Origin of the sequence: Baekduia sp. (assembly GCF_035685985.1) — a bacterium.
Taxonomy (GTDB): domain Bacteria; phylum Actinomycetota; class Thermoleophilia; order Solirubrobacterales; family Solirubrobacteraceae; genus Baekduia.
Genome location: NZ_DASRZV010000033.1, coordinates 312,781 through 327,773, shown reverse-complemented (window position 1 = coordinate 327,773; position 14,993 = coordinate 312,781). Strand labels below are relative to the sequence as shown.

General features: G+C 75.1%; 13 protein-coding genes. All 13 read right to left on the bottom strand.

All coding sequences use genetic code 11. From position 1 onward, the window contains the following. Window positions 1-45 precede the first annotated feature (45 nt). Window positions 46-855: an SDR family oxidoreductase gene (locus VFG42_RS23035; RefSeq protein ID WP_324911169.1), complete on the bottom strand. Its 810-nt coding sequence runs from the start codon at window positions 853-855 to the stop codon at window positions 46-48. 13 nt (window positions 856-868) lie between these two features. After that, a complete protein-coding gene (locus VFG42_RS23030; protein WP_324911168.1) occupies window positions 869-1,759 on the bottom strand; it encodes an EamA family transporter in 891 nt (296 codons plus the stop codon). Continuing rightward, window positions 1,756-2,934, bottom strand: a complete 1,179-nt coding sequence (locus VFG42_RS23025; RefSeq protein ID WP_324911167.1) for a thiolase family protein — start codon at window positions 2,932-2,934, stop codon at window positions 1,756-1,758. The genes VFG42_RS23030 and VFG42_RS23025 overlap by 4 nt, the downstream gene beginning before the upstream one ends. Further along, complete coding sequence (locus VFG42_RS23020; protein ID WP_324911166.1) at window positions 2,931-3,617, bottom strand: CoA-transferase subunit beta; 687 nt, start codon at window positions 3,615-3,617, stop codon at window positions 2,931-2,933. Before VFG42_RS23020 ends, VFG42_RS23025 begins: the two co-directional genes overlap by 4 nt. Then, window positions 3,614-4,429 carry a CoA transferase subunit A gene (locus VFG42_RS23015; protein WP_324911165.1) on the bottom strand — a complete coding sequence of 272 codons (816 nt, stop codon included), beginning with the start codon at window positions 4,427-4,429 and terminating at the stop codon, window positions 3,614-3,616. The genes VFG42_RS23020 and VFG42_RS23015 overlap by 4 nt, the downstream gene beginning before the upstream one ends. Before the next feature lie 109 nt (window positions 4,430-4,538). Continuing rightward, complete coding sequence (gene mdlC / locus VFG42_RS23010) at window positions 4,539-6,149, bottom strand: benzoylformate decarboxylase (protein ID WP_324911164.1); 1,611 nt, start codon at window positions 6,147-6,149, stop codon at window positions 4,539-4,541. Then, window positions 6,143-7,795, bottom strand: a complete 1,653-nt coding sequence (locus VFG42_RS23005; protein WP_324911163.1) for a DUF885 domain-containing protein — start codon at window positions 7,793-7,795, stop codon at window positions 6,143-6,145. The genes mdlC and VFG42_RS23005 overlap by 7 nt, the downstream gene beginning before the upstream one ends. Beyond that, entirely contained in the window at window positions 7,792-8,841 is a 1,050-nt protein-coding gene (locus VFG42_RS23000; RefSeq protein WP_324911162.1) for a Glu/Leu/Phe/Val dehydrogenase family protein, read from the bottom strand. The genes VFG42_RS23005 and VFG42_RS23000 overlap by 4 nt, the downstream gene beginning before the upstream one ends. Then, on the bottom strand, window positions 8,838-9,710 hold the full coding sequence (locus tag VFG42_RS22995; RefSeq protein WP_324911160.1) for an alpha/beta hydrolase: 873 nt from the start codon (window positions 9,708-9,710) through the stop codon (window positions 8,838-8,840). The genes VFG42_RS23000 and VFG42_RS22995 overlap by 4 nt, the downstream gene beginning before the upstream one ends. Before the next feature lie 20 nt (window positions 9,711-9,730). Further along, window positions 9,731-11,308, bottom strand: coding sequence for an ABC transporter substrate-binding protein (locus VFG42_RS22990; protein ID WP_324911159.1), 1,578 nt, complete (start codon window positions 11,306-11,308; stop codon window positions 9,731-9,733). A gap of 9 nt (window positions 11,309-11,317) precedes the next feature. Continuing rightward, window positions 11,318-12,115 (bottom strand): ABC transporter ATP-binding protein, encoded by a 798-nt coding sequence (locus VFG42_RS22985; RefSeq protein WP_324911158.1) that lies wholly within the window; start codon window positions 12,113-12,115, stop codon window positions 11,318-11,320. Beyond that, window positions 12,112-13,983: a dipeptide/oligopeptide/nickel ABC transporter permease/ATP-binding protein gene (locus tag VFG42_RS22980; RefSeq protein WP_324911157.1), complete on the bottom strand. Its 1,872-nt coding sequence runs from the start codon at window positions 13,981-13,983 to the stop codon at window positions 12,112-12,114. Before VFG42_RS22980 ends, VFG42_RS22985 begins: the two co-directional genes overlap by 4 nt. Continuing rightward, a complete protein-coding gene (locus VFG42_RS22975; RefSeq protein ID WP_324911155.1) occupies window positions 13,980-14,987 on the bottom strand; it encodes an ABC transporter permease in 1,008 nt (335 codons plus the stop codon). Before VFG42_RS22975 ends, VFG42_RS22980 begins: the two co-directional genes overlap by 4 nt. Between the last annotated feature and the right edge of the window lie 6 nt (window positions 14,988-14,993).

Below are 14,993 nucleotides of genomic sequence, written 5' to 3'. Positions count from 1 at the left end.
CGCGTTAGCGTAGGCGGCGCGCCGGGTCGGCGTCAATCGCCGGGCTCAATCACCGCCGTAGGAGAGCGTCATCCCACCGTCGACGATCAGCTCGGCGCCGGTGATGAACGACGACCGCGGGCCGCACAGGAAGCCGATCGCCTCGGCGATCTCGCCGACCTGGCCGATGCGCCCCACGAGGCTCTGGTCGGCGCAGGCCCGCAGGCTCTCCTCCAGCGTGCCGCGGGCGGCGAAGGCCGAGCGCAGCAGCGGCGTGTCGGTGACTCCGGGCGTCACGATGTTGGCGCGCACGCCGTCGGCGCCGTGGTCGACGGCGATCGAGCGCATCAGCGCGTTGAGGGCGGCCTTGGTGGCCACGTAGGCCGCCGCGTCGCGGCAGCTGCGCACCGCGCAGTCCGACGAGACCCCGACGATCGCGCCGCCCCCGGCCGGGACCATCACCCGGAGCGCCTCCTGCGCGCAGGCGAAGGCGCCCGTGAGGTTGACCGAGAGCGTGAGGTCCCACTGGTCCAGCGTCGTTTCGAGCACCGAGCCCGCGCCGTGGACGGCGTGGTTGATGACGAGGCCGTCGATGCGGCCGAGGAGCTCGACCGCCTCCGCGAAGGCCGCGCGGACGCGCTCGGCGTCCCCGAGCTCGGCCACGACGCCGTGGACCTTGGCCCCCGCGTCCCGAAGCGCGGCGACCGCGCCGCGCAGCGCGACGGCGTCGCGGTCGAGCAGGACGACGGCCGCGCCGCGCCGCGCCATCAGCTCGGCGGTCGCCTGGCCGATGCCCCGTGCGGCGCCGGTGATCGCGATGACGTGGCCCCGGAACTCCTGGGCGTCGTCCGTGGTCGGGTGCGAGATGATCGACATGATCGAAGACTAACTATCGTTCGTTCGTCTTGCTGGGCCGCGCCGCCGATCGCGAGACCGCGACGCTCGCGACGACCACCAGGACGACGCCGGCGGTCGCGCGGGCCCCGACGTGCTGATGCAGCAGCAGCGCGCCGAACAGCGTCCCGACCGCCGGCTCCAGGCTCACCACCGTCCCGTAGGCGCGCGCCGACAGGCGCCGCAGCGCCTCGAACTCCAGGCCGAAGGCCACCCCGACGGTGATCGCGCCCCCGGCCGCGGCGAGCAGCAGGTGACGGGGCGCGAGCAGCGCGGCCCCGGCCGACGCGAAGCCCACGGGCGCGACGAGCACCGCGGCCACGGCGACCGCCAACGCCAGGCCGGTCCGACCCGGCAGGCGCGCGCCGGAGCGCTCGGCGACGACGAGGTAGGCGGCCCACAGGATCGCGTTGCCGACGGCGAACGCGTAGCCGCCGAGCGAGCCCTGCCCCACCTGCGCGGGCGTGACGCCGACGACGAGCGCCACGCCGGCGAAGCCCAGCAGCGGCCACGCCGCCGCACGCGCGGTCCGCACGCCGAGCAGGCTCACGCCGAGCGGGCCCAGGAACGACACGGCCAGCGCGACGGCGAGCGGCAGCCGCGCCACCGCCTCCATGAAGCAGATCGTCGTGCCGGCGACGAGCAGGCCGAAGCGCAGGACGTGCAGCCGGTCGGCGCGGTCGAGAGCGCGCGGCGCGGGCCGCGTCGCGGCCAGCAGCACCGCGGCGCCGGCCAGCACGCGCACGCCGGCGGCGCCCAGCGCGCCGACCGCCGGGACGACCTGGATCACCAGGACGTTGCCCAGCTGGATCGCCACTATCGCCGACACGGCGAGACCGAGGCCGGCGGCCGCCGCGCCCGGCGGCCCGCCGCCCGGACCGGTCATGCCCGCAGGACGACGGCCAGCCCCTGCCCGACCCCGATGCAGATGGCCGCCAGGCCGTACCCGCCGCCGCGGTCCCGCAGCTCGTGCGCGAGCCGCCCGACGATGCGGGCGCCGCTGGCGCCGAGCGGATGGCCGATCGCGATCGCCCCGCCGCGGACGTTGACGATCTCCGGGTCGAGCTCCGGCCAGTCGCGCAGGCAGGCCAGCGCCTGTGCCGCGAAGGCCTCGTTGAGCTCGACCGCGGCGAGATCGCCCCACCCGATCCCGGCGGCGCGCAGCGCCTTGCGCGCGGCCTCGACGGGGCCGATGCCGAAGACGTCGGGGTCGACGCCGTGCCCCGCGCGGGCGACGATCCGGGCCAGCGGCTCGCGCCCGAGCCGCCCGGCCGCGGCCTCGTCGCCGAGCAGGAGCATCGCCGCGCCGTCGTTCAGCGGAGAGGCGTTCCCGGCGGTCACGGTGCCGCCGTCCACGAAGGCGGGCTTCAGGCGGCCGAGCCGCTCCAGCGAGCTGCCCGGCCGGATGCTCTCGTCGCGCGGGAGGTCGGCGCCCGGGACGGCGACCACCTCGCCGTCCAAGACGCCCGCGTCCCAGGCCTCGGCGGCCAGGCGGTGCGAGCGCAGCGCGAACGCGTCCTGCTCCTCGCGCGAGATGTCGTAGATGTCGGCGAGCTTCTCGGCGCCGGCGCCGAGCGAGATCGTCCAGCGCCGCTCCATCCGCGGGTTGACCATCCGCCAGCCGAGCGTCGAGGAGTGCAGCGTCTGCTCCGCCGCCGGGAAGCCCTTCGCCGGCTTGAGCAGGATCCACGGCGCGCGGGTCATCGACTCGACGCCGCCGGCGACGACCACCGATGCGTCACCCGCCGCGATCGCGCGCGACCCCTGGATCGCCGCCTCCAGCGAGGACCCGCACAACCGGTTGACCGCCACGCCGGTGACCGACGTCGGCAGCCCCGCGAGCAGGACCGCCATGCGGGCCACGTCGCGGTTGTCCTCGCCGGCGCCGTTGGCGTTGCCGAGAACGACGTCGTCGACCTCGGCCGGGTCCAGCGCGGGCGTGCGCTCCAGCAGCGCCTTCAGCGCGTGGGCGGCGAGGTCGTCCGGGCGCACGCCGGCCAGCGCGCCGGAGTAGCGGCCGAAGGGCGTGCGCACGGCATCGATGATGTAGGTGTCGCTCATCGGGCGATCAGCTCCTCGAGGGCGGCGCGCTCGGCGTCGGTGGCGGGCGCGGTCTCGGTCAGGCCGGCGGCGACCCGGAGGTCCCAGCCCGTGCTCTGGCGCACCTGGTCGACGGTGACGCCCGGGTGGATCTCGGTCAGCGTCAGCTCGCCGTCGGCGCCGTCCGGCTCGAGGACGCCGAGGTCGGTGATGACCGCGACGGGCCGCGCGTCGGTCGTCAGGAAGTCCAGCTTCTCCACGAACGTGCGCTCGGAATGCGGCGCCACGACCATCACCCGGCGGCAGCCCCGTGCGATCTCGGGGGCGCCGCCCGCGCCGGGCAGGCGCGTCCGCGGCGCGTCGTAGTCGCCGATCACCGTGGAGTTCAGCGCGCCCCGGGGGTCGATCTGGGCGGCGCCGAGGAACGCGACGTCGATCCGCCCGGGCTGGATCCAAGCGTTGAACATCTCGGTCACCGGCACCACGAGGTCGGCCGTCGCGGCCAGCTCGCCGTCGCCGATCGACAGCGGGACGCGCCGGGGCTTGGCCCCGATCGTGCCCGACTCGTAGACCAGCACCAGCTCCGGGTTGACGATCTCGCGCGCGAGGATCGCCGCCGTCGAGGGACGCCCGACGCCGATGAACACCGATTCGGCGTCGGCCAACCGCCGCGCGGCGACGATCGTCTGCAGCTCGCCGCTCACAGGACGTCCTCCTCCATGTAGGCGCGGAACGCGTCGCGGTCACGCGATACCTCGTCCCACCGCTTGTAGAAGTCGTTGTCGCGCTCGCCGATGCCGTGCGCGTAGGACGGGTAGGCGCCGCCCGGGACCTCGCTGACGGCGTCGACGACCCATGCCGGGATGACCACGCCGCCCGGTCGCGGCTCCAGCTCGTCGACGATCCGCTCGACGGTCACCAGCGACCGCCGGGCGGCGAGCACCGCCTCCTTCTGGACGCCCGGGATGCCCCACAGCTGCACGTTGCCCCGGCGGTCGGCCTCCTGCGCGTGGACGATCGCCACGTCGGGGTTCAGGGCCGGCACGGCCGCCAGCTCCTCGCCGGTGAACGGACAGATCACCGACGTCACGTTCGTCCGTCCCACGAGGTCGGTCCCGGAGTAGCCGCGCAGCACGGCGAACGGGAGCGCCGCGGCCCCGGCGGCATAGCGGTTGGCCATGCCCGCGTGCGAGTGCTCCTCGATCTCCACCGGCGTCGGCCACCCGTGCTCGACCACGTCGCGGATGCGATGCAACGAGCCGACGCCCGGGTTGCCGGCGTAGGAGAAGACGAGCTTGCGCGCGCAGCCCATGCCGACCATCTGGTCGTACAGCACGTCCGGCGTCATCCGGATCAACTCGAGATCCCTGCGGCCCTGGCGGATCACCTCGTGCCCGGCCGCGAACGGGATCAGGTGCGTGAAGCCCTCCAGCGCGACGGCATCGCCGTTGTGGACGAGCTCGGCGATGGCTTCGGAGAGGGAGACGATCTGCGTGCGACTTCGCGCGGCGGGCAAGCGGAGACCTCTGGCGATGGGGAAAATCGGATATGAACTAACGATCGTTAGTCTACCCGAGAACGCGGGTCATCGGGAGGCTGGACCCACAAGGGACCCACGCCGGCGCTCAGAGCAGCGGCAGCCCCTTGACCACGTCGACCTGGATGACGCGCGGCCGGTCGTCGGCGATCGCGTCGCGCAGCAGCACGCGCAGCTGCTCCAGGTCGGCGGCGTGGTCGCTGTGGACGCCGTAGGACGCGGCGGTCGCGGCCACGTCCAGGCCGGGAAGATCCAGCCCGGGGACGCCGTGGACCTGCGCCATCGAGGCGAACCACTTCAGGATCGAGTACTCGTCGTTGCGCAGGATCAGGAACGTCACCGGGATGTTGTAGGCCTGCGCGGTCCACAGACCGGTGATGGCGTACTGCGCCGATCCCTCGCCGAGCACGCAGACGACCGGACGCGACGGGCTCGCCAGCCGCACGCCGATCGCCGCGGCCAGCCCGAACCCGAGCCCGCCGCTGGCGCCGAAGTAGTAGCTGCCCGGTCGCGCCAACCGGACGCGGTCGCGGAAGAGCAGCGTGCTGGACGGCGACTCGAGCACCACGATGCCGGAGTCCGGAAGGACGTCGGCGAGCGCCTCATAGGCGTGGGCGGGATGGAGCCGACCGTCGGGGTCGCTCTCCTCTCGGACGCGCTCCGCCGCCGCTGGCGCCGCGATCGTGGTGGCGCCCCGCGGCGGGAGCGCCGCGAGCAGGGCGGCGAGCGTGAGGCCGACGTCGGCGACGATCGCGTCCCCGGCCGGCGCGCGCGCCGCCTCGTCGGGGTCATCGGTCACCGCCAACAGCTCGGTGCCGGCGGGCAGGGCCTCGCCCGGGATGTAGGGGTAGTACGGGAAGACCGACGAGCCGAGCACGAGCACGAAGTCGTGCCGGCCCAGCACCTGGCCGGCCGGCCCGATGGCCGGCGGCAGGACGCCGCGAAACCGCGGGTGGGACTCGGGGAACCCGAGGCGACCGCCGCCCGGCGCGGGCGTCGCCCAGACCGCCATGTCCTGCTCCTCGGCCAGCCGGATGGCGTCCGGCCACGCGTTCGCCGCGTCGATGCCGGGCCCGGCGACGAGCATCGGCCGCTCCGCTGCCGCCAGGCGCCGCGCGAGGTCGGCCACCGCCGCCGGGTCGGGTGTCGCGCGCCCGGTCACACGCCGGGCGACGAGCCGCCCGGCGGTCGCGGGATCGACCGGCTGCGCCCAGTCGTCCATCGGCACCGAGACGAACGCGGGCCCGGCCGGCGGCAGGCTCGCGAGGTGCAGCGCGCGAGCGAGGGCCGCGGGCACGTCCTCGGCCCGCGGCGGCTCGAAGCTCCACTTCACGTAGGGCTGGGGAACCTCCGTGGCGCGGTAGTTGGTGAGGTTGGCCTGCAGCGTCTGGTACGGCCGCACCTGCTGGCCGGCGGTGATGAGCACGGGCGACTTGTTGGCCTTGGCCGTGAAGATCGCGCCCATCGCGTTGCCGACCCCCGGCGCGGTGTGGAGGTTGGCGTGCGCCACCCGCCCCGACGCCTGCGCGTAGCCGTCGGCCATGCCGACGACCACCGCCTCCTGCAGGCCCAAGATGTAGCGGAAGTCGTCGGGGAAGTCGGCGAGCATCGGCAGCTCGGTCGAGCCGGGGTTGCCGAAGATCGTCGTCATCCCATGCGCGCGAAACAGGTCGAACGCCGCCTCGCGCACGGTCAGCATGCGGCCACCCACTCCTCGACGATCCGGCGCAGCGTGGGCAGCGGCACGGAGCCGCGGTCCAGCAGCACGGCGTGGAAGCGGCGCACGTCGAAGCGCGATCCGAGCCGCGCCTCGGCCAGCGCGCGCAGCTCCACCAGCTCCCGCCGCCCGATCGCGTAGCCGAGCGCCTGGGCGGGCGCGGCGATGTAGCGGGCGACCTCGGCCTCGGCGAACGCGGGCGGGAGCGGGACGCGACGCAGCAACTGGCTCGTCGCCTCCCCGCGCGACCATCCGAGCGCGTGGAGGCCCGTGTCGATCATGAGCCGCGTGCTGCGGAAGAGCCGCAGGACGAGCGCACCCAACCGCGCCTCCGTGGAGGAGTAGAGGCCCGCCTCGTCGGCCAGCTGCTCGGCGTAGAGCGCCCAGCCCTCGCCGTAGGCGGTGATGAACCCGAGGCGCTGCAGATCCGGCAGGTCGGTCAGCTGCTGAGCGCGCGCCATCTGCAGATGATGCCCGGGAACGGCCTCGTGGAAGGCCAGCGCCTCCAGGTTCCAGCCGCTCCCGGTCTCAGGCATGTTGGTGTTGAACCAATAGGTGCCGGGGACGCTGCCGTCCAGGCGCGGCGGCGTGTAGTGCGGCGCGTGGCCGGCGGCGGCGAGATGCGGCGCCATCGCGGCGACGTCACAGCGGCCGGGGATCGGTCCGTCGACCCACGCCGGGATGGCGTCCTGCGCGCGGGCGACGGCCGCGCGCGAGCCGGCCATGGCGGTTTCCGCGGGCACGCCCGCTCCGGAGCGCAGGAAGGCGGCCATGATCTCCTCCATCCCGTCGCAGCCGATCTCGCGGCCGAGCGCGACGACCTCGTCGGTCACCGACTCGACCTCGGCCAGGCCGAGACGGTGCACGTCGCCCGGAGCCAGGTCCAGCGTCGTGTGCGCGCGGATCAGGTTGATGTAGTCCTTCTCACCGTCCGGGAGATGGCAGAGGCCGCACCGGTCGTCGGCGCGCACCGGCAGGCCGGCGACCGCGTCGCGCCAGTCGGCGAGCGCCGGGCGGACCTCCGTCTCGACGAGCTGCCGGAGTCCGGCCCGCCAGCGCGGCTCCCGGTTCCATCCGGGTGGCGCCGGAACGCTGAGCAGAACCCCTCCCGCCTCGTCGGCCAGGTCCTGCTCGACCTGCGCGATGGCCGCCCGGACCAGGGACCCGACCGGCCGCCGGCCCGCCTCGGCTCCGGCGCGCAGCCGCTCCACGTGCCGGCGCAGGTAGGCGGACATCTGCCGGCAGCGCTCCAGGTAGGCCTCGGCCTCCTCCGGACGGGCGGGCGTGGTCCGCCCGGCCGCCGTCAGGATCGCCGACGGCCCTTCGACCATGCTCGTCGACACGACGTGGTCCAGCCCGTCGCTGGCGAGCAGGCGCGCTTCGCGATCGGCCGTGGCGAGCACGACCTCGCGCGTGATCGACGCGTGCGGCTCCAGGCCGTCGGCCGGGAGCACCCGCGCGCGGACCGACAGCTCCTCCAGGGCGGCGCGATAGCGCTCCTCGGCCTCCGGCGACAGGTCAGGAACCCGGTCGTCGTAGGTCGTGAGCCCGTCCTCGCCGGCCAGGAAGGGCCGGTGGTCGCGCCAGAGGCGGTGCAGCTCGTCGGCCAGCGCGGCAGCGGCGCTCATCGCACGACCGCGGCCGTCGCGAGGGCCTCGCGCGCGTCGTCCAGCGCGACGACCAGGGGCGTCTTGCCGGTGTCGGCGGCCCGGGCGAAGACCCCGTCGAGCCGGGCGCCGATCTCGCGCACCCGCGCCATCGCCGTGTCCTCGGGCAGGTCGTCGAGCGTCACGCCGACCTCGAAGACGACGCCGCCGGCATTGACCACGAAGTCCGGCGCCCACGTGATGCCGCGCGCCTGCAGCTCATCGGCCCAGCGCTCGTCGACGAGCTGGTTGTTGGCCGGGCCCACGATGGCCGCGCACCGCAGCCGGTCGATCGTCTCGGCCGACACGACGCCGCCGAGCGCCGCCGGGACCAGGACGTCGACCTGCGCGAAGCTCGCCTCCGCCGGCGCCAGCCACCGCGCGCCCAGCTCGTCCGCGACCGCCCGCTTGCGCGCGTCGATGTCCGAGACGACCAGCACGGCGCCCTCGGCCGCCAGCATGTGCGCCAGCGGCAGGCCGACGTGCCCGAGGCCGACGACCGCGAACCGGCGGCCGCTCAGATCCCCCGAGCCGAACGCGTGGCGAGCCGTCGCCCGGATGGCCTCCAGCACGCCGACGGCCGTCGGCTCGGGCCCGCCCGCGCCACGCTCGACCCGGGGCCGGGACGTCCAGCGGGTCCGGCCGCGCACGACCTGGATGTCCTCCGGGCCGGTGCCGACGTCCTCGCCGACGTAGTACTGGCCACCGAGCCGCTCGACCGCGTCGCCGAGGTCCTCCATCACCGCGACCCGGCGCGCCGGGCTCAGCTCGGCGCCCGGCGGCAGCGCGATCACGGTCTTGCCGCCTCCATGGTCGATGCCCGCCGCGGCGCACTTCAGCGACATCGCCGACGACAGCGCCAGCGCGTCGGCCAGCCCGTCGCGCCAGTCGGGATAGCTCCACAGGCGGCAGCCGCCGACCGCCGCGCCCAGCTTCGTCGAGTGGACGGCGATGATGATCGGCAGCCCCGAGGCGCGGCCGCGCTCGACGACGACCCTCTCGTGCTGGAGCCCGGTGTCGCTGCTCATGCTCTCTCTCCCGCTTCGACGATGGCCTGCATGACGTCCCGCCGGCGCTCGAAGCCCACGGTGTGGGCCGCGCCGTCGACGATGTGCTCGTGGACCTCGGGCAGCGCGCGACCGACCGCCCGCGCCACCGCCAGCGGCACGTTGACGTCCTCGGTCCCGTGCCAGAGATGGGCCGGCGTCGCGACGTCGGCCAGCCCGAACCCCCACGGGCGCGCGAACAGCGCCAGCTCCTGCGCCGCGGCGCGGGTGCCCTGCCGGAACGCGTCCGGCACCGCGTCGAGCCGCAGGCGGTACTCCGGGTCGGCGGTGGCACGCCGGTCGGCCGGCGGGCCCGTCGCCTCCATCCGCGCCGCCAGCCGCGGGCTCATGCTCGCGCGGCGCATCACGCCGAGCGGCAGCCGCAGGGTCACCGGCACGCAGCGGCTCAGCCAGAAGAACATGACGTTGCTGCGCCGCATGCCCTTGCGCACCCAGCGCTCGTGACCGGGGCCCATGGCCGCCAGCAGGACGAGCGTCGTCAGCCGGTCGGCCAGGACGAAGCCGAGCGCCAGGGCGTGCGGGCCGCCGCCGGACTCGCCCACGACCGCGAAGCGTCCCACGCCGAGGTGGTCGGCGAGCTGGGCGACGTCGTCGGGCCAGTCGCGCAGGGTCCGCCCCGGCGCGAAGTCCGAGTGGCCGTACCCCGGCCGGTCGACCGCGATCCACCGCACCCCGCCTTCGGCGGCGGCGCGGTCGTAGCAGCCTCCGGCCAGGCCGGACTCGGGCGTGCCCGGCATGTAGAGGCACGGGACGCCGTCCGGGTCGCCGAACTCGTACCACGCCAGCTGCCGGCCGTCGCGCAGCCGCATCGTCGCAGGGTCCGGCCTCACGGCCGGCGCGACCGTGGAGGTCATCGGCGCAGCCGCACGCTCATCGGCAGCACCCCGTAGTAGTTGGTGTCGAGCTCCGTCTTGGCCGTGCCCCAGACGGGGTAGTCGGAGAACGCGAACGGCACGACGTCGGCGTCGCGGACGAGCGCCGCGTCCGCCTTGGCCCACAGCCCGCAGGTGGTGGACGCGTCGGCCTTCAGCGCCTGAGCGGCGGAGGCGGCATAGGTGGGGTTGCCGATCGAGGCGAAGTTCTGACCGCCCTTGGCCGGGATCGGGCCCGCGAACGTCGGATAGGTCTGGGACGGGTTCTGGCCGTCGACCGGCACCCAGGCGATGTCGAAGTCGCCGGCCTGGAAGACCTGGCGCAGCATCTGGGTGTCGGTCTCGCCCTTGGCGACGACGTCGACGCCCGCGGCCTTCCACTGGCGGACGGCCAGCTCGGCGGCCGCCGCGGCGCCGGGGCCGAGCTTGGAGAGGTACAAGAACGTCAGGCGCTTGCCCGCCAACCCCGTCAGCGCCGTCTTCGCGGCCGCGGTGTCGGTGGCGGGCACGTTGCCGGTGACGGTGTCCTGCCCGCACGGCGAGACGCCGGTCAGACGGGTCGGCGCCGTACCCAGCCCCGAGGTCGACGCCTTCCGCAGCGCCGGGAGGTCGAGCGCCTGGGTCAGCGCGCGGCGCACGGCCGCGGGCTGCGTCGGCCGACCACCGGCCTGGTTGAAGAACAGCTCACCGAACATCGACAGCATCGCGTGCCGCGACAGCCCGGCGGCCTTCACGCGGCGGGAGTCGGGACCGGCCACGACGGCGGCCCCGAGCTCGCCGCGCAGCAGCAGGTTCGCCGCCGTGGTCTCGTTGTTGATGACGTCGACCTCGACAGCGGCGGGCAGGCCCTTGACGGAGGTCGAGGCGCCATCCGGGCCCCAGGCGTAGCCCGCTCGGCGCCGCAGCTGGTACTTCGATCCGGGGACGACCGAGCCGAGCACGTAGGGTCCCGTGCCGTCGGCGCCGCGGACCAGGCGCTTGGGGTCCTTGAGGCCCTTGGCGCAGACGATCGGCAGGTTGGCGACGCCCTGGAGCAGGAACGGCGCGGGCTGCGAGAGCTTCAGCGTGACCGTGCCGCCCTCGTCGTCGGCGGTGGCACGCGTGCCAGGCGGGACCGTGATGCCGATCAGCGGCGACGCGCTCTCGGGGTCGGCGACCTTGTTGATGTTGTCGGCCACCGTACGGGCGGTCAGCGCAGCGCCGTCCGAGCAGGTGACGCCCGGCCGCAGATGGAACTCGGCCGTCGAGCCGTCGACGCTCCAGCGATCGGCCAGCCCGGAGACGAAGCCGCTGCCGTGCTCGTGGATCAGCGGGTCATAGGTGAACAGCCCGAGCTGCTGGACGACGCCCAGCTGGCTGGCGTGCGGGTCGAGGCTGCCGGGGTCGGCGTTCAGCGCGAGCTTGAACGTGCCGTCGGTCGCCAGGTCGCCGGCGCCGGCGCCGGAGGCCGGCGCGGCGGTGCCGCCCCCGCCGCAACCGGCGATCGCCAGCGCCGCCAGAGCGGCGAGGCCGGAGATCGGCGTCAAGCGCCGCAGCGGTGGTACGGATGACAGCATGGAGACCTCCTAGGTCGCCGGTGACTGGGAAGGCACGGCGGGCGCCGACGGCGCCGGCGCGAGCCGGGGAACGGCGGCGATGAGCGCCGCGGTGTAGGGGTGTTGCGGCGCGGCGACCACCGCGCGGGCGTCGCCCTGCTCGACGACCGCGCCCAGATGCATCACGGCGATGCGCCGGCTGATGTGGCGCACGGCGGCGATGTCGTGGGTGATGAACACCATCCCGAAGCCGCGCTCGCGCTGGACCTCGCCGAGGAGGTTGAGCATCGCGCCGCGCGCGGAGACGTCGAGCGCGGAGGTCACCTCGTCGCAGATCAGGAAGTCCGGCTCGCTGCCCAGCGCGCGGGCGAGCGCGACGCGCTGACGCTGCCCGCCGGACAGCTCGCGCGGGCGGGCCTGACGACGCACCGCGGCCAGGCCGACGGCGTCCAGCAGCTCGCCGACACGCCCAGGGCGCGCGCTTCGCGCCACCCCGGCCGCCGCCAGCGCGTCGCCGAGCAGCTGCTCGACCGAGAGGGTCGGGCTCAGCGACGCGGCCGGGTCCTGGAAGACCAATTGGATGCGGCGCAGCGCGTCGCGTCCGCGCCGACGTCCGAACGGCTGTCCGTCGAGCTCGACGCGCCCGGCGGCCGGCGGGACGAGGCCGGCGAGCGCGCGGGCGAGGGTCGACTTGCCCGAGCCCGACTCGCCGACGATCCCGAGCGTCTCCCCGCGCGCGACCGCGACGTCGACCCCGTCCACCGCGACCACACGGCGCCGGCGGTGGCCGAACGCCACGGTCACGTCGATCGCGGCGAGGCGGCTCACGCGCCGACCTCCCGCGCCGCGGCCGGCGCGACGGGCCCGCGCACCTCCTCGTCGCGATGCAGCCAGCAGGCCGCGCGATGGGCGGGGCCTACGGGTTCCAGCGGCGGGGCCTGCTCGGCGCAGCGCACGTGGACGTGCGCGCAGCGCTCCGCGAACGGGCACCCCCGGTGGTCGTCCGCCGGCCGCGCGACGCCGGGAATGGTCGGCAGCGGCGTGCCCGGCTCGCGGTCGAGGTCGGGAAGGGTCGCGAGCAGCGCCCGCGTGTACGGGTGCTGGGCGCCGTCGGGCAGCGCGGCGACCGGGAGATCCTCGACGACGCGCCCCGCGTACATCACCAGCACCCGGTCGCAGACGCTCGCCACGACCGCGAGGTCGTGCGAGATGAACAACAACGCGCAGCCGGTCTCGGCCACGGCCTCGCGCAGGACGTCGAGCGTCGCGCGCTGCACCGTGACGTCGAGCGCGGTCGTCGGCTCGTCGGCGATCAGCAGCTCGGGCTCGGCGGCCAGCGCCATGGCGATCATCGCGCGCTGCTGCGTGCCGCCGGAGAGCTCGTGCGGATGCTGGCGCAGGCGCAGCGACGGCTCGGTGACCTTGAGCGCTCGCAGTGCCTGCTCGGCACGTTCGAGGCGTTCGCGGCGCCGCGGCGCGCGCACGGCCTCGGCGAGCTGCGTGCCGATCCGCAGCACCGGGTTCAGGGCGCGTCCGGCGTCCTGAAAGACCATGGCGGTGGGCGCTTCCGCGACGGTCGCGGTGCTCCCGACGTGCAGCGCGTCGGCCGTGACGTGGCTCTCCGGCGGCGCGAGGCCGGCGAGCGCCAGCGCCGTGAGGCTCTTGCCCGACCCCGACTCGCCGACGAGCCCGACGCGCTCCCCCCGCGCCACCGTGAAGCTGACGTCGCGCACGACCGTCAGCGGCCGGTCGTGCTCGTCGGCGAAGCCGATCGTCAGACCCCGCACGTCGGCGACGAGGCCCGGGTCGCGCACGGCGGCGGCGCTGAGGACCCCTGCGCGGCTGGAACGACGGCCGGCGGAGCGCGGTGCGGTCGCCGTCGCCCGCGCGCGATCCCGCCCGAGCGTCTCCCCCAGCAGGTTGAAGGTCAACCCGACGAGGAGGATCGCGGCGGCCGGCCCCAGCGCCGCGGCGGGCGACGTGTAGATCTCGGGGAGCCCGGCCTGCAGCAGCTGACCCCAGTCATAGGACGGCACCTGGACGCCGACGCCGAGGAACGACAGCTCCGAGAGCACCACCAGCGAGCCGCCGGCGGCGAGCGTGAGGCTCACCAGCAACGGCGCAGCGACGTTGGGCAGGACGTAGCGCGTCAGGATCCGCGCGGGTCGCATCCCGAGCAGGCGTGCCGCGCTGACGTGGTCGGCCGCCACGACGGAGGCCCCGAGCGTCTGCACCAGGCGACCGAAGATCGGCCCCATCGCGAAGCCGACGGCGAGCATGGCCCCCACGGCGCTCGCCCCGAAGATGACCGCGAAGAACAGCGCCAGCAGCAGCGAGGGGAAGGCGACCAGGACGCCGAGGAGCGCCGCGAACGGCGCGCCGAAGCGCTGGGCCAGCGACGCGCCCCCGAGCACCACCCCGAACGCGGCGCCCACGGCCGTGGCGCCGAGGGCCAGCGCGAGCGACAGGCGTGTCGCCACGAGCACGCGCGCGAAGATGTCGCGCCCGAGGTTGTCGGTGCCCAGCGGATGGCTGAGCGACGGGCCCTCCAGCAGCGCGTCGACCCGCGGGCGGTCCGCGGCGTGGCCGGCCAGCAGCGGCCCCAGGATCGCGGCGGCCGCGATCACGACGACCAGCGCGAGCCCGACCCGCTCGGCCGCCGAGCGACGCCGCGGATCGATCGACGGGCGCCTCATCGATCCGCCACGGTCGTCCGCGGGTCGATGGCCGCCAGCGCGACGTCCACCAGCAGATTGGCCAGGAGGATCACCGCGCCGTAGACCAGGACGATGCCTTGCACCAAGGCGTAGTCCTTGCCGGTGATCGACGTCACGATCGTCGCGCCGACTCCCGGCCAGGCGAAGACGTTCTCGATGACGACGGTGCCCGCGATCAGCGAGCCGAGCAGCAGGCCGCTGACCGTCAGGGCCGAGGTCAGCACGTTGGGCAGGACGTGCTTGAGCAGGATCGTCGTGGAGCGCAGGCGCTTGCCCCGCGCCGTGCGCACGTAGTCGGCGCGCGCCGCGTGCTCGGTCTCGCTGCGCACCAGGCGCGCGACCACCGCGGTGGGACCGGCGGCGAGCGCGGTGACGGGCAGGACGTAGGAGTCGAGGCCCCCACGCCCGGCGACCGGGAACCAGCGCCACGAGACGGCGAACACGTACACCAACCCCACCGCGAGCAGGAGCCCCGGGAGCACGGCGAAGAAGCTGGTGGCCGTCGAGAAGGCCAGGTCGGCCGGCGACGCGCCGCGACGTGCGCGATGGGCGCCGGCGGCGAGGCCGAGCGGCACGCCGAGCAGCAGCGTCAGGAGCGCGGCGGGGATCGCGATGCCCAGCGTCGCCGGCACGCGGTCGGCGAGCACGTCGGCGACCGGCTGGCGCATCGCCACCGAGGTTCCGAAGTCGCCCGCCAGGACGCCCTTGACGTAGTCGGCGTACTGGCGCGGCAACGAGCGGTCCAGCCCCATCGACGCCCGCGTCCGGTCGACGACGGCCTGGGAGGCCGTCGGGCCGAGCGCCGCCCGAACGGGATCGCCGGGCACGAGGTGGACCATCGCGAAGGCGGCGGTGACGAGCACCACCAGCGACAGCAGGAACCGGCGCAGGCGGCGCACGACGAACCGCGGCCCGGCGTGGTCGCCGAGGCGCCAGGAGGAGGGCGCGCGAGGCGACGCGACCGAAGGCGGGAGCGGGGTCATGCGAGC

Coding starts and splice junctions, on each gene's coding strand:
- VFG42_RS23005 (WP_324911163.1), bottom strand. CDS start 7,795: ATGAGCGCCGCTGCCGCGCTGGCCGACGAGCTGCACCGCCTCTGGCGC.
- VFG42_RS22990 (WP_324911159.1), bottom strand. CDS start 11,308: ATGCTGTCATCCGTACCACCGCTGCGGCGCTTGACGCCGATCTCCGGC.
- VFG42_RS23025 (WP_324911167.1), bottom strand. CDS start 2,934: ATGAGCGACACCTACATCATCGATGCCGTGCGCACGCCCTTCGGCCGC.
- VFG42_RS22975 (WP_324911155.1), bottom strand. CDS start 14,987: ATGACCCCGCTCCCGCCTTCGGTCGCGTCGCCTCGCGCGCCCTCCTCC.
- VFG42_RS23030 (WP_324911168.1), bottom strand. CDS start 1,759: ATGACCGGTCCGGGCGGCGGGCCGCCGGGCGCGGCGGCCGCCGGCCTC.
- VFG42_RS22980 (WP_324911157.1), bottom strand. CDS start 13,983: ATGAGGCGCCCGTCGATCGATCCGCGGCGTCGCTCGGCGGCCGAGCGG.
- VFG42_RS23035 (WP_324911169.1), bottom strand. CDS start 855: ATGTCGATCATCTCGCACCCGACCACGGACGACGCCCAGGAGTTCCGG.
- VFG42_RS23000 (WP_324911162.1), bottom strand. CDS start 8,841: ATGAGCAGCGACACCGGGCTCCAGCACGAGAGGGTCGTCGTCGAGCGC.
- mdlC (WP_324911164.1), bottom strand. CDS start 6,149: ATGCTGACCGTGCGCGAGGCGGCGTTCGACCTGTTTCGCGCGCATGGG.